This window comes from Saccharothrix tamanrassetensis (assembly GCF_014203665.1).
Classification (GTDB): Bacteria; Actinomycetota; Actinomycetes; order Mycobacteriales; family Pseudonocardiaceae; genus Actinosynnema; species Actinosynnema tamanrassetense.
Genome location: NZ_JACHJN010000002.1, coordinates 636,903 through 656,152, shown reverse-complemented (window position 1 = coordinate 656,152; position 19,250 = coordinate 636,903). Strand labels below are relative to the sequence as shown.

10 protein-coding genes are annotated in these 19,250 nt (G+C 71.2%); 3 read left to right on the top strand and 7 right to left on the bottom strand.

Features of this window, described 5'->3' with window-relative positions; genetic code table 11:
• Window positions 1–55 precede the first annotated feature (55 nt).
• The 6 genes from FHS29_RS08000 to FHS29_RS07975 form a co-directional block, all read right to left on the bottom strand.
• A complete protein-coding gene (locus tag FHS29_RS08000; RefSeq protein WP_184689641.1) occupies window positions 56–1,330 on the bottom strand; it encodes a thymidine phosphorylase in 1,275 nt (424 codons plus the stop codon).
• Window positions 1,327–1,725 carry a cytidine deaminase gene (locus tag FHS29_RS07995; RefSeq protein WP_376774393.1) on the bottom strand — a complete coding sequence of 133 codons (399 nt, stop codon included), beginning with the start codon at window positions 1,723–1,725 and terminating at the stop codon, window positions 1,327–1,329. Before FHS29_RS07995 ends, FHS29_RS08000 begins: the two co-directional genes overlap by 4 nt.
• Window positions 1,718–2,983: an ABC transporter permease gene (locus FHS29_RS07990; RefSeq protein ID WP_184689637.1), complete on the bottom strand. Its 1,266-nt coding sequence runs from the start codon at window positions 2,981–2,983 to the stop codon at window positions 1,718–1,720. The genes FHS29_RS07995 and FHS29_RS07990 overlap by 8 nt, the downstream gene beginning before the upstream one ends.
• The gene (locus tag FHS29_RS07985) at window positions 2,980–4,047 is read right to left on the bottom strand and encodes an ABC transporter permease (protein WP_184689635.1); all 1,068 of its coding nucleotides are present in this window, start codon (window positions 4,045–4,047) and stop codon (window positions 2,980–2,982) included. Before FHS29_RS07985 ends, FHS29_RS07990 begins: the two co-directional genes overlap by 4 nt.
• A complete protein-coding gene (locus FHS29_RS07980; RefSeq protein WP_184689633.1) occupies window positions 4,047–5,609 on the bottom strand; it encodes an ABC transporter ATP-binding protein in 1,563 nt (520 codons plus the stop codon). The genes FHS29_RS07985 and FHS29_RS07980 overlap by 1 nt, the downstream gene beginning before the upstream one ends.
• A gap of 88 nt (window positions 5,610–5,697) precedes the next feature.
• The gene (locus FHS29_RS07975; protein ID WP_184690067.1) at window positions 5,698–6,831 is read right to left on the bottom strand and encodes a BMP family lipoprotein; all 1,134 of its coding nucleotides are present in this window, start codon (window positions 6,829–6,831) and stop codon (window positions 5,698–5,700) included.
• A gap of 481 nt (window positions 6,832–7,312) precedes the next feature.
• Here FHS29_RS07975 and FHS29_RS07970 point away from each other — a divergent pair, with 481 nt between their 5' ends.
• Complete coding sequence (locus tag FHS29_RS07970) at window positions 7,313–7,822, top strand: YbaB/EbfC family nucleoid-associated protein (protein WP_184689631.1); 510 nt, start codon at window positions 7,313–7,315, stop codon at window positions 7,820–7,822.
• 17 nt (window positions 7,823–7,839) lie between these two features.
• On the top strand, window positions 7,840–9,507 hold the full coding sequence (locus tag FHS29_RS07965) for a hypothetical protein (RefSeq protein WP_184689629.1): 1,668 nt from the start codon (window positions 7,840–7,842) through the stop codon (window positions 9,505–9,507).
• A 9-nt stretch (window positions 9,508–9,516) separates the two neighbouring features.
• Here the strand turns inward: FHS29_RS07965 and FHS29_RS07960 are convergent, their stop codons facing one another.
• Window positions 9,517–9,939: a hypothetical protein gene (locus FHS29_RS07960; protein ID WP_184689627.1), complete on the bottom strand. Its 423-nt coding sequence runs from the start codon at window positions 9,937–9,939 to the stop codon at window positions 9,517–9,519.
• 988 nt (window positions 9,940–10,927) lie between these two features.
• On the opposite strand from FHS29_RS07960, the gene FHS29_RS07955 reads away from it, so the two are divergent.
• On the top strand, window positions 10,928–19,240 hold the full coding sequence (locus tag FHS29_RS07955) for a toxin glutamine deamidase domain-containing protein (RefSeq protein WP_221455495.1): 8,313 nt from the start codon (window positions 10,928–10,930) through the stop codon (window positions 19,238–19,240).
• The last annotated feature ends 10 nt before the right edge of the window (window positions 19,241–19,250 follow it).

Below are 19,250 nucleotides of genomic sequence, written 5' to 3'. Positions count from 1 at the left end.
GGATTCAGCCGTTCACCCGATGCTGTACAACGCCGAACGCGATACCTGACGACAGTCAGCCCCGGATGGTGTCGATGACCAGCGGCCTCAGCGGCGGAGCGGTGTCACCGATCGCGTAAGCGCCTTCGAGCACCGCCAAGGCACCGGCCAACGCGTCCAGTGTGTCGGTGTACAGCTCCAGCAGCGGCTGGCCCTTGGCGACCTTGTCCCCCGGCTTCGCCTGGCACAGCACACCGGCCCCGGCCTGCACCGGGTCCTCCTTGCGCGCACGTCCGGCACCCAGCCGCCAGGCGGCCACCCCCACGGCGTAGGCGTCCAGCGCGGTGAGCACGCCGTCCTCCGCGGCCTCCACCACGTGTTTGTGCGCACCGACCGGCAAGGCGGCATCGGGGTCGCCACCCTGGGCCCGGATCATCCGCGCCCACGTCTCGAAAGCCTCGCCACTGGCCAGCACCGCCGCCGGATCGGCCGCGATCCCCGCCTGGGACAGCATTTCCGCCGCCAGTGCCACGGTCAGCTCCACCACGTCCGCCGGACCGCCGCCGCGCAGCACCTCCACGGACTCGGCCACCTCCACGGCGTTGCCGACCGCGCGCCCCAGCGGCACCGACATGTCCGTCAGCAGCGCCGAGATCCGCAACCCGTGGTCCACCCCGATGGACACCAGCGCCCGCGCCAACTCCCGCGCCCGCGCCTCGGTCTTCATGAACGCCCCGGACCCGACCTTCACGTCCAGCACCAGCGCCTCGGCGCCCTCGGCGATCTTCTTCGACATGATCGAACTGGCGATCAGCGGGATCGACTCGACGGTCCCGGTCACGTCCCGCAGCGCGTACAGCTTCCGGTCCGCCGGCGCCAGGCCCTCGGTCGCCGCGCAGACCACCGCGCCGACGTCCCGCAGCTGCGCGGTCACCTCGTCCACGGAGAGCTGCGCCCGCCAACCCGGGATCGACTCCAGCTTGTCCAACGTGCCGCCGGTGTGCCCGAGGCCCCGCCCGGACAGCTGGGGCACGGCCGCGCCGCACGCGGCCACCAGGGGAGCCAGCGGCAACGTGATCTTGTCGCCCACCCCGCCGGTGGAGTGCTTGTCGACGGTGGGCCGCCCGACGTCCAGCGACAGGGACGTGCCGGAGCGGACCATGGCGCGCGTCCAGCGGGCCGTCTCGGCGGCGTCCATGCCGTTCAGGAAGATCGCCATGGCCAGCGCCGACATCTGCTCGTCGGCGACCGCGCCCCTGGTGTAGGCGTCGACCACCCAGTCGACCTGGGCGTCGGACAGCCGGTGGCCGTCCCGCTTCGCCCTGATCACGTCCACGGCGGTGTGGGTCATGGCAGGTCCTCCGGTCCGAAGGCGTCGGGCAGCACCCGGCTCATGGGCAGCACGCCGGAGGGTGTGTCGACCAGGCAGTCGGGACCGCCGAGCTCGAACAGCACCTGCCGGCACCGGCCGCACGGCATGAGCAGTTCGCCCTCACCGCTGCGGCAGGCGACGGCGACGAACTTCCCGCCGCCGGTCAGGCGCAGTTGCCCGGCCATGGCGCACTCGGCGCAGAGCCCTACGCCGTACGACGCGTTCTCCACGTTGCAGCCGACCACGACCCGCCCGTCGTCGCACACCGCGGCCGAGCCGACCCGCAAGCCCGAGTACGGGCAGTACGCCGACTGCGCGGCGGCGACGGCCCGTGCCCGCAGGTCGTCCCAGTCGACCGCGTCCCGGTCAACCACGGCGGTACACCACGCCATCGGCCGCGGGCATCCGCAATCGTTGCGACGCGACGGCGAGCACGATCAACGTCACCAGGTGCGGCGCGTAGGTCGTCAGCTCGCTGGGCACCTCGTCGACGCTGTAGTACACCGCGTACAGCACCACCGCCGCGACGATCCCGCCGGCCGCCGCGAACCACCGGCGCCGGACCAGCTGCCAGATCACGATCACGCCCAGCAGCAGCACCGCACCGTAGATCAGCGCGAGGAACGTCTTGCCGCCGCTGCGCAGTTGCAGGCCGTCCGCGTAGCCGAACAGCGCCGCGCCGCCGAGCAGCCCGCCGGGGCGCCAGTTGCCGAAGATCATCGCGGCCAGGCCGATGAAGCCGCGGCCGTTGGTCTGGCCCTCCAGGTACCCCGGCTGACCGGGGTTGAGCACCAGTGCCGCGCCGCCGATGCCGGCCAGCGCGCCGGACGCGATCACCGCGATGTACTTGTGCCGGTAGACGTTGACGCCCAGCGACTCCGCCGCCACCGGGTTCTCGCCGCACGACCGCAGCCGCAGGCCGAACCGGGTCCGCCAGAGCACCAGGTAGCTGCCGACCACCAGCGCGATCGCCAGCATGGTCAACGGGGACACGCCGGTGATCAGGCCGCGCAGGATGCCCGCCACGTCGGACAGCCCGACCCGTTGCTGCGCTTCGAGGCCGGCCAGCCAGTCGGAGATGCCGGGCGCCGAGTAGGTGTCGAACTTCGGCACGGCCGGGGACTCGCGCGGGTTGTGCGAGATCGGGAAGAAGATCAGCGTGGACAGGTACTTGGTGATGCCCGCGCCGAGCAGGTTGATCGCCACGCCGGACACGATGTGGTTGACGCCGAAGGACACCGTGGCGATCGCGTGCAGCAGGCCGCCCAGCGCGCCGAACACGGCGGCGGACAGCAGCGCGGCCCACGGACCCCACTGGTAGCCGGCCCACGCGGCACCCCACGTGCCCATGATCATCATGCCTTCGAGGCCGATGTTCACCACGCCCGCGCGTTCCGCCCACAGACCGCCGAGCGCGGCGAGCAGGATCGGCAGCGCCAGGCGCACGGCGGTCTGGATCGTGCCGTTCGACGTCAGCTGCGGCACGTCGGTCAGGTACGAGGTGGTGGACAGCAGCACGATCGCGCCCACCACGCCCAGCACGCCGACGGCCCAGCCGGGCAGCCGGCGGGACTTCCGGGGCGGCGGAACGGTGGACGGCGCTTCGGAGGGGTTCATCAACGAGGTGCTCATGCCGCCACCGTCCCCAGCTGCTTGCCGACCCGGCGCTGTTCGGCGGCCAGCTCGAACCGGCGGACCACCTCGTACGCGACCACGACCGACAGCACGATCGCGCCCTGCATGATCGTCACGATCTCCCTCGGCACACCGACGTTGTCCAGCGCCAGCCCCGACTTGTCCAGGAACGCCCAGAGCAGCGCGCCGAACGCGATGCCGCCGGGGTGGTTGCGGCCGAGCAGGGCGATCGCGATGCCGGAGAACCCGATGCCCGCCGGGAAGTTCAGGTTGTAGGTGTGGTCGCGGCCGAGGATCTCCGGCATCGACACCAGACCCGCGATGCCGCCGGACAGCAGCATCGCGATCAGCACCATCTTCTTCGCGCTGACCCCGCCCGCCGCCGCGGCGGTCGACGACTCGCCGGAGGCCTTGAGCTCGAAGCCGAACCGGGTGCGGTTCATCATCACCCAGTAGCCGATGCCCAGCAGCGCGGCCAGGAACACCAGGCCGAAGACCGTGCCGGACGACCCGAGCGGGATGCCCGGCACCCAGCCGCTCTCCGGGATCTCCGGGGTGCGGATGTTGTTGCCCCGCAGCTCGCCGAACACGTCGTCCCGGATCAGGTACGCGGCCAGGCCGAGCGCCAGGCCGTTCATCATGATCGTGGAGATGACCTCGTTCACGCCCCGGGTGACCTTGAGGACCGCCGGGACCGCCGCCCACAGCGCGCCCACCAGCGCGGCCACCACGATGACGGCCAGCGCGTGCAGGCCGGGCGGCAGCGCGATAGAGCCGCCGACCACCGCCGCGACCACGGCCGCGACCCGGTACTGCCCCTCGACCCCGATGTTGAACAGGTTCATCTGGAACCCGATGGCCACCGCGAGCGCCGCGATGTAGTACGTGCCGGTGCTGTTGACGATGTCCACGGCGGTCGTGCCCTCGCCGACCTGCGACACCATCGCCCCGAACGCCTCCGCCGGGTTCGCGCCGGACACCACCAGCGCGATGCCGCAAAGCAGTGCGGAGAACAGGATCGCCAGTGCGGGCGGCAGCAGCTTGCCGCGCAGGATTCCCATTACTCGCCTTCCAGTTCCGCGACGGCGGCGCTCGTGGCGCCCGCGCCGGTCATCGCGCTGCCCAGGTCCTCCGGGGTGACCGAGGACGGGTCCGCGTCGGCCACCAGCCGACCCCGCAGCATCACCTTGATGGTGTCCGACAAGCCGATCAGCTCGTCCAGGTCGGCGGAGATCAGCAGCACGGCCAACCCGCGCGCCCGCGCGCGCTTGATCTCGTCCCAGATCAGCGCCTGCGCGCCGACGTCCACCCCGCGCGTCGGGTGCGAGGCGATGAGCAGCACCGGGTCGCCCGAGAGCTCCCGGCCCACCACGAGCTTCTGCTGGTTGCCGCCGGACAGCGCGGCGGCGGGCACGTCGATGCCGGGCGTGCGGACGTCGAACTCCTCGACGATCCGCCGGGTGTCCTTCTTCGCGCCGGCCAGGTCCAGCCACTGCCCCTTGGACACCGGCTCGCGGGTCTGGTAGCCGAGGATCCGGTTGGCCCACAGCGGCTGGGTGAGCAGCAGGCCCTGCCGGTGGCGGTCCTCCGGCACGTAGCCGATGCCCGCCTCGCGGCGGGCCAGCGTGCCGAGCCTGGTCAGGTCCCGGTCGCCGAGCAGCACGCGGCCGTGGGACGCCCTGCGCATCCCCATGATCGTCTCGACCAGCTCGGTCTGCCCGTTGCCCTCCACGCCCGCGATGCCGACGACCTCACCGGACCGCACGACCAGGTCGATGCAGTCGAGCACCGGGCGGGTGCCCTCCTCCGCCACCAGGCCGAGGTTCTGCACGTTCAGCACGACCCGGTCGGTGACGGTGGACTCGCGGGTCTCCGGGCTGGGCAGCTCGCTGCCTACCATCATCTCGGCCAGCTGGCGGGAGCTCACCGCCTTCGGGTCGGCGGTGCCGACCGTGGTGCCGCGCCGGATCACCGTCACCGAGTCGGCGATCGCGCGCACCTCGTCCAGCTTGTGCGAGATGAACAGGAACGTGAAGCCGCGCTCCTGCATCCCGCGCAGGGTGGTGAACAGCTCGTCGACCTCCTGCGGCACCAGCACGGCGGTCGGCTCGTCCAGGATGATCACCTCGGCGCCCCGGTAGAGCACCTTCAGGATCTCCACCCGCTGGCGGTCGGCCACGCCGAGGCGTTCGACCAGCACACCGGGGTCGACGGTGAGGCCGGTGGCCTTGGCGAGGTCCTGGATGACCCGGCGGGCCTTGCCGCCGATGCCGTGCAGCGCCTCCGCGCCCAGCACGACGTTCTCCTGCACGGTCAGGTTGTCGGCGAGCATGAAGTGCTGGTGGACCATGCCGATGCCGGCCTTGATGGCGTCCGCCGGGGACCTGAACCGGACCTGCCTGCCGGCGACCTCGATGGTGCCCTCGTCGGGCTGCTGCATCCCGTACAGGATCTTCATCAGCGTGGACTTGCCCGCGCCGTTCTCACCGCACAGCGCGTGCACTTCGCCTGCCCGCACGGTCAGGTGCACGTCGCTGTTGGCGACCACACCGGGGAACCGCTTGGTGATGCCGGACAGGACGACGGCAGGGGTGCCGGCGGTGGCAGGGGTGCTGGTGCTCATTCTTCGGCTCCGTCTGGGTCCGGGGTCGAGACCACGCACCGGGCCTCGCGAGGAGGTGTCTCGCGAGGCCCGGTGCGGTACGGCCGGATCAGCTGGTCGGCTTGTCCGACACCTTGATCCTGCCCTCGATGATCTGGGCCTTGTAGCCCTCCAGCACGGCCTTCAGGTTGTCGTCGATCTTGCCACCGGACGTGGAGTAGCCGACGCCGTCCACCTTCAGGTCGAACACCTTCGGCAGGCTCGCGAGGTCGTTCTTGGCGACCGCCTTGACGTAGTCGTAGACCGCCACGTCGACGCGCTTGAGCATGGACGAGATGATCACGTCCTTGGACTCCGCGACGGTGGACTGGTTGTACTGGTCGGAGTCGACGCCGATGGCCTTGACGTTCGCGGCCTTCGCGGCGGAGAAGACGCCCTTGCCGGACGCGCCGGCGGCGTGGTAGAGCACGTCGGAGCCCGCCTCGATGCGGCCCTTGGCGGCCTCCTGGCCCTTGGCCGGGTCCTGGAAGCCGGTGAAGTCGCCCGCCGGGGTCAGGTAGGCCTTCTCGATCTTGATGTCCGGGGCGGCCGCCTTGGCGCCCTGCTCGAAGCCCGCGTCGAACTTCTGGATCAGCGGGATCTTCACCCCGCCGATGAAGCCGACGTTGCAGGTCTTGGACTGGTAGGCGGCGATCACACCGGCCAGGAAGGAGCCCTGCTCCTCGGCGAACACCAGCGGCGTCACGTTCGCCGCGCCCTCCACCGCGCCGTCCACGATGGCGAACTTGACGTTCGGGAACTCCGGCGCGACGACCTTCAGCGACTCGGCGTAGGCGAAGCCCACCCCGATGATCGGGCTGAAGCCCTCGCTCGCCAGCTGGCGGAGCCGGGTCTGCTTGGCGTCCTCCGCCTCGTTCGGGGCGGCGGTCAGCTCCTTGACCTCGGAGACGCCGAAGTCGGCCTTGGCCTTGTCCAGGCCGGCGGCGGCGGAGTCGTTGAACGACGCGTCACCGCGTCCGCCGATGTCGTAGGCCAGACCGACCTTGAGCGCGCTGCCGTCCACCTTCTCGCCGGCCGACGTGCTGCTGGACGTCCCGGCGGCGGCCGGCGGCTTGTCCGCCAGCTTGCACCCGCCCGAGGCGTTGTCGGTCGAACCGGAGTTGGTCCCACCGCTGTCCTTGGCACAGGCGGCCATCGACAGAACGCTGGTCAGCGCGATCGCGGCCACCGCGATGCCACGCATTCGACGACGCACGGCTCGTCTCCCTCCCTGCTCATCGAGCAGACAAATCCCGACAGCGTCGTCGGGCTTCTTTCCGAGTGGCGAACCGTACCCCGTAGTAACGACGACCGCGCGCGTACCGGCCCGCACGTGACCTAATCGTTGGTGCCGGCTGTGTTGTCTGTCCGAGCTCCGCTCGGACGGCTCGGCCGCCTGGGAGTCGGCGCATCGCGGTGCGGAGCAGGCCGATCGAAAAACGTGATCGACCTGCTCCGCACCGCGACACACCGACGCGGCCTCGCGGGGGTGCGGGTGGGGGCGCGCGGCGAAGGAGCGGGGGGCGGGGGCGGGGGCGAAGGGGCGGGGGCGAAGGGGCGGGGTGAAGAGGGGCGGGTATGGGGGCGGGGGAGCTGTGGCGGGCCCCCGTTGGTGGGGCGTTGGGGCGGCGTTGGTGACTTTCGGTGGACTCCAGGGTGCAGCGGTATCCACTGGAGGAGGCAGTTTGGACCCCCGGCAATGGCTGGACGACTACGAGTCGCGCCTGGCGGACCTGAAGCAGAAGTCGGCCGACCTCCAGGAGAACGTCGCCGCCGCGAACGCCCGTGTCACCAGCAACGACGGCGCGGTCACGGTCACCGTGGGGCCCAACGGCGGGCTGCTGAACCTCGAACTGGGCCACCGGGCGTGCGACCTCGGCCCGGCCCGGCTGACCGCGCTGATCATGACCACCGCCCGCACCGCCCAGGCGCAGGCCGCGCGGAAGGTCGTGGAGGCGTTCGCGCCCATGGGCGCGGGCACCGAGGCGATGCGGCTGGTCATCGACGCCACGACCACCGCCGGCGGCGAGCCCGACGCCGACGGCACCACCGGCGCGGACGACCACGACCCGGAGCCCGAACCGGAGCCGCAGCCGCCACGCGTCCAGGTCAGGCCCCAGCCGGTCGCGCCGCCGAAGCCGGTCCGCCCGGCCCGCCGGGACGACGAGGACGACGACGAGAACCAGCCCTGGTGACCTAGGAAGGCCATGCCATGACCGCCCCCGACACCCCCATCGCGGCGCCTCCCGGGATCGAGATCACCGAGGAGAACAAGTTCAAGGGCTCGCTGTTCGTCGAGGCGTTCGACGGGCTGATCGACTCGATCGGCAAGGACGCCGAGTCGGAGACCGAACGCGTCCTGGACATCACGTTCAACGCCATCGGTGCGGCGTCCTCGGTGGCGATGTTCGTCTCCGACCCGTTCGGCAGCATCCTGGGCGCGGGCATCGGGTGGCTGATCGAGCACATCTCGTTCATCCGCGAGGGCTTCGACCAGCTGATGGGCGACCCGGAGAACATCCAGGCCAACGTCGACGCCACCAAGAAGCAGGCGGTCGACATGCGCGTGCTCGCCGAGGACCACAAGCAGGGCCTGGTCACCTTCGACGGGTGGACCGGGCAGGCGTCCGAGCGGTTCTCGGCCAGCATGGAGGCGATGGGCAAGGAGCTCGACGACCTGGCGAGCGCGCTGGAGACGAAGGCCAAGATCGTCGCCGTCTGCGGCATGCTGGTGCAGGTCCTGCGGGACATCGTGCGCGACCTGATCGCCCAGTTCCTCGGCTCGCTGCTGGCCGGCGCACTGGCCGCCGCCGCCGCGATGATCCCCTCCTTCGGCGCGTCCATCCCGATCTTCATCGGCTTCGCGGTCGGCCGGGGTGTCGCGCTGGCCACCAACGTCGCCGCCCGGATCGCGCGGCTGGTCGCCGCGCTGGGCCGGCAGATGTCCCGGATCGGCAAGCTCGACGACATCATGAAGAAGATCGACAAGGGCTGGGACCGGTTCGAGAACATCGCCGACGTCGGCGAGATCGGCTGGGAGGGCTACAAGGCCGTCGACGACGTCGACAAGGACATCGACAAGGGCAAGAAGCAGGACGACGACCAGGACAAGGTCGACCAGGCGAACAAGGAAGCCAAAGAGTCCAATCAGAAGTACGAGGACGCCAAGAAGAAGGAGCAGAAGGAGGCCGAGGAGCTCAAGACGGCCAACGAGAAGCTCAACGACTCCTCGGACAAGGCCGCCGCGGCGAACAGGAAGGCCAACGACGCGGCCGAAGCGCTGAACAAGGCGGCCGCGTCCGGCGACCAGGCGGCGTTCGACCAGGCGAAGGCCAAGTACGACGCCGCCAAGGCCGAGGCGGACGCGGCCCGCGCCCAGGCGGCCGGCGACGCGAGCGCCGCGGCCAAGGAGGCGCGCGACCTCGCCGACGCGTCGAAGAAGTCGAACGAGGCGCTGGGCGCCACCAAGTCGACCGACGAAGCGCAGCAGAAGGCCTACGAGGACTACAAGCGGCAGAACCCCGGCGGTCCGCCGGACCCGGCGAGGACCGCGGCGGAGAGCGACCTGACCGCCAAGAACAACGCGGCCAAGGACGCCAACGCCAGGTACGAGCAGGCCAACGTCGACTTCACGGAGGCCAACGCGAAGGCGTCCGAGGCCAACGCGAAGGCGTTCCGGACCGGCAGCGAGGCCGACATCGCCGCCGCCGAGCGCGCCTCGGAGGAGGCCGAAGCGGCGGGCAGGCGCGCCGAGGCCGCGGCGAACGACGCCAAGGCCTCCGGCGAGGCGGCCAAGTCCTCGTACCAGGACTACCAGTCCAAGTACCAGGACAAGACCGGCACCGGTCAGCGCACCGACGCACCCAACGTCCAGGTCTAGTCGTCCCGCCTAGTCGTCCGGAGCACCGCTCATGGCCCCGAAGAACCCCGGCGGCGGCAACCCCAGCCCGTCGCCCGGTCCCAGCCCGTCGCCCAGTCCCACGCCGGGCCCTCCGCCGCCACCGGTGGGCGGGCCGACGGGCACGTCCGGGTTCGGCATGAGCAGTTCGGCCATGGAAGGCCTCCAGGGCAAGGCGGGCGACTTCCAGTCCAGGATGAACGCGATCACCGGGGGGCTGCGGGGGCTGCAACTGAGCCCCAACGCGCTTGGCCCGATCGGCTTGTTCGCGGTGCCCGCCCTGAACAACTCGAACAACAACTCGGTGGCGCAGGCGGAACGGGCGGCGACGACGTTCGGCAACGTCCAGGCGGGTCTGAAGGCGACGCAGCAGACGCACGTCAACACGGACGCCAACAGCCGCCGCGAGTTCAACAAGTTCAACCCCGACGCGAACGCCCAACGGCCGCCCGGCCAACCCGGTGGCGGGCCGACCGGCGGGCCGAAGACCGGTGGTCCTTCGGTGACTCCGTCGCAGGGGCCGAAGGGCGGTGCCGGGACCGGGCCTGCCGGCGGGCCAAAGGGATCGGGCGGGCCGACGGTCGGGCCGGTCACCGGGCCGAAGGGCGGCGCGGGAACCGGGCCTTCGGGTGGACCGAAGGGTCCGGGCGGACCGGCCGTCGGACCGGTGAACGCGCCCAAGGGCGGCGCGGGAACCGGGCCTGCCGGCGGACCCAAGGGCACTGGCGGGCCGACGGTCGGACCCGTCAACGCGCCTAAGGGCGGCGCGGGAACCGGGCCTGCCGGCGGACCCAAGGGCACTGGCGGGCCGACGGTCGGACCCGTCAACGCGCCCAAGGGCGGCGGCGGGACCGGCGCTTCCGGCGGGCCGAAGGGAGCCGGCGGGGCTGCGGTAGGGCCGGTCAGCGGTCCGCGCGGCGGTGCGGGAACCGGACCTTCGGGCGGGTCCAAGGGATCGGGTGGGCCTGCGGTCGGGTCGGTCAACGCGCCGAAGGGTGGCGGTGGAACGCCTGGCGGTGGGCCGAAGGGCGTCGGTGGACCTGGCGTGATGCCGTTCACCGGTCCGGCAGGCGGGCCGAACGGTGCTCCGGGGACGAAATCCCGAACGTCGGGTGGTGTGGGTACTCCGGGCGGAAATTCAGGCGCGCCGGGCGGTACTCCGGGCGCTCCAGGCGGTACTCCGGGCGCGCGCGGCGGGATTCCGGGCACTCCGGGCGGTACTCCGGGCGCTCCGGGCGGCGCTCCAGGAGGCGCGAAGGGCGGGGGCGGGGGCGGCGTCCCGGGTGGGGCCGGCATCCCGGCCGGGGTCGGTGCGGGCAGCATCGGTGCGGCCGGGGTCGGTGGTCCGGGCGGCGGCAAGGGCGTCGGGACGCCGGATCTGCCTCCCGGCGGGAAGACCGCGGTGGGCGGCACGTCGTTGGCTCCGCCTCCGGTGGGCACCACTGCCGCGCCGGCCAAGGGCGGTGCCGTCGCACCTCCGTTCGCGGGCGGCGTGCCGCCGAAGGGTGGCGCGCCCGGTACGCCGGGTGGCGCGGGAGCGTCGGAACGGTCGAGCAAGTACACCGGCGGGCCGGGCAAGGGCACGTTCGACGCGCCCACCCCGCCGCCGGGCAACGGCACCGTCAGCAAGGCACCGACCGCCTCGTCCTCAACCCCTCCACCGGCGCCGAAGCCGACGATCCCGAACACCGGCACGCCGTCCGGCAGCGGCACCACGGCGAAGATCCCGCCGGCCCAGACCGCCACGATCCAGCCCGCCACGATCCAGCCCGGCACTCAGCCGAAGAACACCGAAAGGGCTCAGAGCCCTTCCACCACGAAGAAGACCGCGGGCACCTCGCAGCCGCCGTCGGCACCCAAACCGAAGTTCTCGTTCAAGAACCCGTTCGCGTCCGGCAGCAAGTCGAGGGCGAACCCCACCACGAACACCGGCACCGACCTCGAAATGCAGCCGGTGAAGACCACCACGCCCGACACCGGCCCGAACACTCACCAGCAACAGAACCAGAACCAGGACTCCGACCAGGACCAGAACCAAGACCAGGACAACAACCAGGACCAGGGCGGCAACCAGCAGAACCCGCCCGCGACGCCCAAGGTCCTGCCCTCCCTGAACATCCCCGACTTCTTCCAGACCGGCCAGGCACTGGGTGCGATCGCGGTCACCGACGTCAACGGCGCGCCCGCGGTCACGACCGCCGTGAACGGCCTGCTGCCCAACAACCCCAACGCCACCCCCGTCGGCGTGGACCAGATCGAATCGGCCCTGACCAACGACTTCGAGTCGTTCCTCGGCAACGGCCGGAACTTCCAGATCAGGGTCGGCAACAAGTGGTTCGAGGCGAACGTCCAAGCCCACCTGGACACCCCGACCAACGAGGCCGGCGCGATCAGCGCGCCCCCCACCAGGACCAAGGTCGACTTCACCGCGAACAGCGGCGCGACGGCGAACACCGCCACCTCCACCGCCACCGGCGGCGAGTTGGCGTTCTCCGCCACGGGAGGCAGGGGCGCCGGTCCGTACGTGACGGTGGGCGGCAAGGTCCCGCTCGCCCGGCCGGCCGCGACGACCACCGTGCAGACGTCCACGGTGGACCAACGGGCGATCCGGTCGGGTGGGAACTCGACCACCGCCAAGATCCCGGTGACCTACACCGTCACCCTGACCGACGCGGGCAACAAGCCGGTCGGCACCCCCGTCACGGTCACGTCGCAGCCCGACGCGGCGGTCGACACCACGGTCCAGATCCCCGACGAGCTGGTCAGCCCGACCCCGCACGTCCCGGTCAAGCCGGCCGTCGCCCCCAGCGCCGACTGGGGCTCCAAGGTCGAGCACGTGGCGCCGGAGGCGGTCACCGACGTCGACTCCGACGCGTTCCAGACCATCGCCGACAAGCTGCACCCGTCGGTGACGAAGCTCGGTGCGCCGGGCCGGACCGCGTTGCGGGAGTTCCTGAGCCCCACCACGATCCGCGACAACCTCGGCGCGATGCTCAACGGCTGGGTCACCTCGCCGGAACTGGCGAGCCCGCACTCCAGCTACGCGGGCGCCGTGCAGATGAAGGCCACCCTGAAGACGGACGTCGAACTGCTGGGCACCAACCCGGACGCCCAGCTGCGCCTGCACGACATCGCGAACACCAGCACGGGGGTCGGCACCAACACCAGGAGCGGCTTCGACGTCAACGTCGGGGTCGGTGGCGGTCTGCAGGTCTCCGGCAAGCTCGGCGGCACGGGTGGTGTGGTCGGCGGCTACTCGGCCAGGATCACCGAGACCTCGAACGTCGGCACGAGCACCGGCAACCGGTCCGGCATCCAGGTGAAGGGCGACACCGGGCTGTACAAGGTCGGCGTGGAACTGGAGGTGCGGACCTCCAACGGCGCCGGCGTGCCCATCTCGGCGACCGCCTACATGCGCATCGGTCTGCCCGAAGCAGCCGCGCACGGCCTGCCGACGCCGGACAACGGGCCGACCGCGCTGACCAAGCCGGGAACCGCCGACACCAAGTTCGAGCCGCCCTACCTCGCCACCGACCTCGCCGCGGGCAACATCAAGGTGGGTGAGTTCACGCCCGCGAGCCGGGTGCAGGCCGAGGTCGAGGCGGCGTTGCGGAAACTGCCGGGCTTCGACGGCTTCCTGCCCGACTGGAACGACCCGAAGACGAACCCGACAGCCGGTCCCGCCGCCGACCCCGCGACCGCGCCGAAGGCGGATCCGCCCAAGGGCGGCAAGAACTTCGCCGACCTGGTCGAGCAGCTGAACAACCAGCGCAAGCTCAACACCGAGCTGTCGCCGACCGCGCTGAAGGCGAAGATGGACAGCCTGATCGGGCCGGGCGTGAACGTGCAGCTGAAGCGGCAGGGCCTGGCCACCAACGACTTCGTCAACATCAAGGTCACCGCGGAGCTCACCGACCCCAAGCACCTCGGCCAGGTCGACGCCCACAACGTGCGCAACTGGGGCGGCTCCGGACCGAAGCTGGACAGCTCCACCACCGTCCAGAAGGGCGGCAGCATCGGGTTGGAGGCCAAGGTCACCATCCCCACCACGCCCGGCTCCACCGACCTCACGCCCACCCCCTCCGCCGGCATCAAGCGCATCGACACCACGGCGGTCAAGACGACCGCCGGCCCGTCGGTGAACAGCTCCGGGCTCAACGTCGGCGCGTCCGACGCCCAGGTGTTCGAGCACGACGTGGCGATCAAGGTCGAGATCACCGAGTTCAGCCGCAACCGGGCGTGGGTCAAGCGGATCACGCCGGGTCTGCCGGGCGCCCAGCCGCCGATCGCCAAGGTGGTCGCGACCACCGGCGGCGGCGGGCCGAAGGTGGTGGACATCGGGCAGATCGACGGCAAGGTCAAGCTCTGGGCGTCGGACAGCTCGACGTTCGACACCGACCAGAAGGCGAACAAGCCGGGCACGCCGGTCGCGACCCCGTTGGCGGTCAAGACCGACATCAAGCAGATGCTCACCGCGCCCCGCCCGCCCGCGCCGGAGATCCTGCACGTGGAGGCGGTGGTGAACACCGAAGCGGTGAAGCAGGCGGCGATCACCGCGCTGACCAACGCCGCGAACGGCGACTCCGCGCTGACCGTGCCGGGCACCGCGGCGCGCAACCAGATCGACAAGCTGTTCAGCCCGGAGGCCATGAAGGCCAACCTGACGAGGATGGCCGAGACCGGTGTGCACGAAGGCGGCATGAAGTACGGCCGCCGGTACCAGGACCGGATCGGCGCGATCGGCGCCAAGGTCGAGCTGAGCGGGCCCAAGCTCGTCTCCGTCTCGGACAAGACCGGCACCGAGACCACCACCAGCGGCGGCTTCAAGGCCAGTGACAGCACGGTCGACACCAAGGCGGTGGAACTCGCGGCCGGGCTGAACCTGCCCGCGAAGCCGACGGCGAACCCGACCGGTCAGGGCGCGGTGGGCGCCATCGCGAAGTGGACGCCGTGGTCGAAGTCGAAGTCCTCCGGCAACGAGGTCGGCGGCAACGTCGACCGGGTCAAGGTCGTGCCCGCGTCCGGGCGGACCGTGCTGGTGCGGATGGACGCCAAGGTGACGGTCGTCGCCGAGAGCCGCGCGGGCAACACGCTGTCCAAGGGCCGGACCGACACCGACGGTGTCGAGGTCGACCTGCCCGGCGGCGTGTTCGTGCGGGTCAGCGAGGACGTGGCACGGGGCCTTGGCGTGCTGGACCCGACCGGCGGCACCCACCCGGAGCCGACCGACACCGACAACACCGCCGACGACAGCGCAGACAGCAGCGTCGACAACGAGCAGAAGCTCGCGCCGCCGAAGTCGCTGCGCCCCGACCAGCCGGGTTCGCTGGGCCTGGGCATGATCGAGAAGCTGCCGCACGACCTGCCCAAGCTGGTCGACGACCTGGCCGCGGACCTGAAGAAGAACGGCACCGACCTCATCCCGCCGTCCGTGCTGGACGACTCGATGAACAACCTCCGGCGCCTGGTCGACCTGACCTCGCCGACCAGCGTCAAGGCGCTCATGGACAGCGCGCTGGACGGCGGCGTGCCGCTGCTGGTGCACAAGCCCGGCACGTTCGGCAAGGACACCTACCAGGTCACGCTGACGGCGGTGACCGGCGACCCCAGGTTCACCGGCATGGCCAACGACGGCGTCGACGTCGAGCACATCATCGCCGGCGGCACGAAGACCACCGTCGGCCAGGGCAAGGCGACCGCCTGGGGCGTCGGTCTCAAGGTGCCCGGCAGCGGTCTGCCCGGCAGCACGCTGCCGAACAACTCCGGCTCGGCGGGCGCTTCGCTGGCGGTGAACCACAGCCAGGGCAGGAACAGCGCGGTCACCGACGCCACCACCGACCAGGTCGGCCACAAGCGGGTCGCCGGCGGGCCGGTCGCCAGGTTCGACGTGCCGGTCACCTTCGAACTGGTGGTGGAGAAGGGGAACAAGAAGGTCGGGGAGGCCAGGACCGCGACCCAGGACATGAGCGTGCGGCTGCACGCGGACAACCAGAAGATCGCCGTCAAGCCGTCCACCCCGACCAACACCGCACCGGACACCAGCAGCGCACCGAACACCGACACCGCCGCGAACGCCGGCACGACACCGGACGGCAGCAGCGCGCCGAACGCCGCACCGACCACCGCGCCCGACACCAGCACCGCGCCGACCACCGGCACGCCCGACAACCCCCCGCTCCCGCCCAGCGCGACACCGAACGCCGACGCCGAGGCGTGGCAGACGGATGCCGCGGCGAAGCCCCTGCCGCCGTCCGCGTCGGTCGAAACCCTGCGCGGCGCCAAGGACCTGCGCGCCGCGGCCGTCGAGGCGTTGCAGAAGGCGGGCGCGAAGCCCGGTCTCACCGACAAGGGCACGGGTTCGCTGAACTCGCTGTACTCCGCGCTCAGCTCGGAGAGCCTCCAGCCGCAGCTGCCGGGGATGCTCACCGGTCCGCTGACCGTGCCGGGCCTCCACGAGGCGGCGCTGACCTTCAGCCAGCACGCGGACGTCAAGGTGTACGCCAAGATGGTCAACCCGACGCTCGCCGGGCTGAGCGACGGCGTGAAGCTGGAGAACCCGCGGACGACGGTCAGGACGACGTCCAGCGAAGCCAAGAAGACCGAGATCAACGACGTGGTCGTGGGCGGCCCGACCGGCGGTCTGACCACCAAGGTCAACGAGGGCGGCCTGTTCGGCACCCCCGGCTTGGAGTTCAGGCACGCGGGCGAGGTGTCGGACGCCGGCGTCGGCGGCGCGTCGAACAACAAGATCAACGACCTCAAGAAGGAAGGCCGGACCGGTCTGGTCGAGTTCGACGTCGAGTACCGGATCGTCGCGGACCTGGGCAAGGGCCGGACCGGCGTGGTCGAGCTGAAGGTGCCGGGCTCGGCGCAGGTCCGGATGCCCGCGCCGGAGGCGCAGACCCTGCTGGACAAGCAGCTCGCCGACCTGGACCCGTTCCAGGACGACGTGAAGAAGGCCGGCGCCGACTGGCGGACCGCCGAAGCGGCGGTCGAGGCGGCCCAGCACGCGATCGACGACCTCGAACTGGAGATCAAAGCCGGCTCGGCCGCGATCAAGGACGCGCAGGGCGAGGTCGACGGGGCCCGGACCAGGTACGACCAGGAAGCCGCGAAGCTCCCGCCGCTCGAAACGGCGGCCGACGAAGCGGCGACGGACCTCGAAACCGCCAACCAGACGCTCGACACGCGGGCCGAGGAGTTCGACGCCGCCGGGAGCGACCTGGAGTCGGCGAACGCCGCCCTCGAAGACGCGAAGGCGGAGATCGACGAGACCATCACCGCGCTCGCCGAGCTGAACGCCGGGATCGACACCGCGGCGCAGGACGTGAGGACCGCCGCCGACGCCGTGAAGGCGGCCGAACAGGCGTTGACCGACCACCGGACCAACCGCCCCGCGCCGCCGGAGGGCCAAGCCCCGGACCCGGTGGAGACCGACCTCGGCCGGCAGGTCGTGGACGCGAGGGCCGACCTGGAGGCGAAGCAGAAGGCCCTGGAAGATTTGCAGGGCGAGTCCGTCGCGCTCAACCAGGAGCTCGACGACCGGAAGGGTGGTGTGCCGGCGCTCGAACAGCAGGTCAAGGACGCGGACGCCGCCCTGAAGGAAGCGGAGAAGCGCTTCGAGGCCGCCGAGAAGGACGTGCAGGCCAAGAACGCTGCCGCCGTGACGGCGAACAAGAACCTGGCCGACGCCGCGACGGTCGCCGACGCGGCGGGAGCGGAACTGGACGAGGCGCAGGGCAAGCTCGACGCCGCGCGGGACGCCAAGGACGCCCTCGTCCAGCAGCGGCCGGGGCTGAAGGAGGACCTGGAGAACCGTCGCAACGAGGTCCAGCCCCAGCAGCAGAAGTGGTGGGACGCCAAGAAGGCGCTCGACCAGCGAATCGACGCCTTCAACAGCCCGCCGCCGGACGATCAGGCGCAGACCCCGCCGGACGACCACAACCCCTCGGACGGCCAGGACCCGCACAGCCGGCAGCCGGTCCGGCAGAACGCGGAAACCGCTCCGAGCACGAGCACCCGAACGGAGGTCCCGCCCAACGCGGAAGCGTCCACCAGCGCATCGACCTCGAAGCCGGCCGAGCGGTCGGTCCCGGCGGCGTCCACGTCAAAGGCGTTCAAAGCACCCGCGAGCAGTTCGTCCCAGACCTTCGGCGGTCCGGCGGCCACCCTGACCCGCGGCTTCGGAGCCCCGGTCGACGGCACCCCCGACGCCACGGCCCCTTCGTCCACCACCGCCACATCGACCACCACCACATCAACCGCCGCCACGTCCACCGCCGCCACGCCGAACGGGACGCCGGCACCCACCCCCGACCAGCTCAAGGCCGAGCGGGACAAGGCGACCGGCGACCTGGCGGCCAGGCAGCTGGCCGAGCGCACGGCGGAGAGCAACGCCCTCGCCGCCCGTCAGGCAGCCGAGAAGCAGAAGGTCGCCAACGACCTCACGGCCAGGCAGCAGACCGAGTACCAGACCGCGAGCAACACGCTGAGCGCCAAGCTCGACGCCGAACGCGCCAAGGTCGAGGCAGACCTGATCGCCAAGCAGCAGCAGGACCGCACCACCGCCGCCAACGAGCTGACGAACCGGTTGCGCGCCGAGTACCAGCGCGTCACCCAGGACCTGGCACGCGCCCAGCAGGTCCACCAGCAGCAGGTCGTCGCCCAGGTGCGGCAGAACCAGGACCTGGAGCGCCGGCAGGCCGAGGCAGAGCTGCGCGCCCGGCTCGCCCAGTCGCCGCCCGGGTCGTTCGACCCGAACCCGCTGTGGCAGCAGCTGCTGGTCAACCAGGACAGCGCGCGCCAGAACGTCGAACAGCAACTCCTCCAGCAGCAGCAGATCGAACGCCAGAACGTCGAACAGCAGCTCAACACCCGGCTGGAGCAGGAACGTCAGCAGGCCCAGCAGCAGTTCGACAACCAGCAGCTCGCCGAGTACAACCAGGCCTCCCAGCAGCTCAAGGCCAAGCAGGACCTGGAACGGCAGACGGTCGAGCAGCAGCTCAAGGCGAAGCAGCAGCTCGAACGCGACCAGGTGGACCAGCAGCTGGAAACCCGCCAGGAGACCGAGCGGAAGCTGGTCGAGCGGCAGCTCGACGCCCGGCAGGACGCCGAGCACCAGGCCGAACTGCGCAAGTGGCTGCCCGTCGGCACCAAGCACTTCGACGCGTTCGCCGACGACGCCGCCGCCGCGAAGTGGGCGGACGACAACTACCCCGGCCTCGCCCAGGTCAACCGGGCGAACTTCGACGCGGCCGTGCCCGGTCACGACGTCAACTGCACGAACTGCGTCATCGCGACCCACCTGACGCTGCACGGCAAGCCGGTCGCCGCACCACCGCTGCCCGCCCCCGCGCAGGGCAGCTACCTGGAGAACACCTTCGGCACGACCTTCCGGACCGCCGCGAACTACCACGAGGTGGTGGACCACCTGGCGGCGAAGCCCGGTGCGCACGTCAGCGTGGGCATCACCCGCAGCGACGGCACCGGGCACGTGTTCAACGGCTGGAACGACGGGCAGCGGGTGACCTTCTACGACTCGCAGAACAACCGGCCGGCCCGGCTGGAACGCGACGCGGTGAAGATCCAGTTCATCCCCCTGCCCGACCTGCCGAAACCGGTCGCACCCCAGCCGGCCGCACCCCAGCCGGCCGGACCGCCACAGCCGCCCGGCGCGAGCGGTTCAGCCCCGCCACCGCTGTCGACCGTCCCGTGACCCCGCCGAC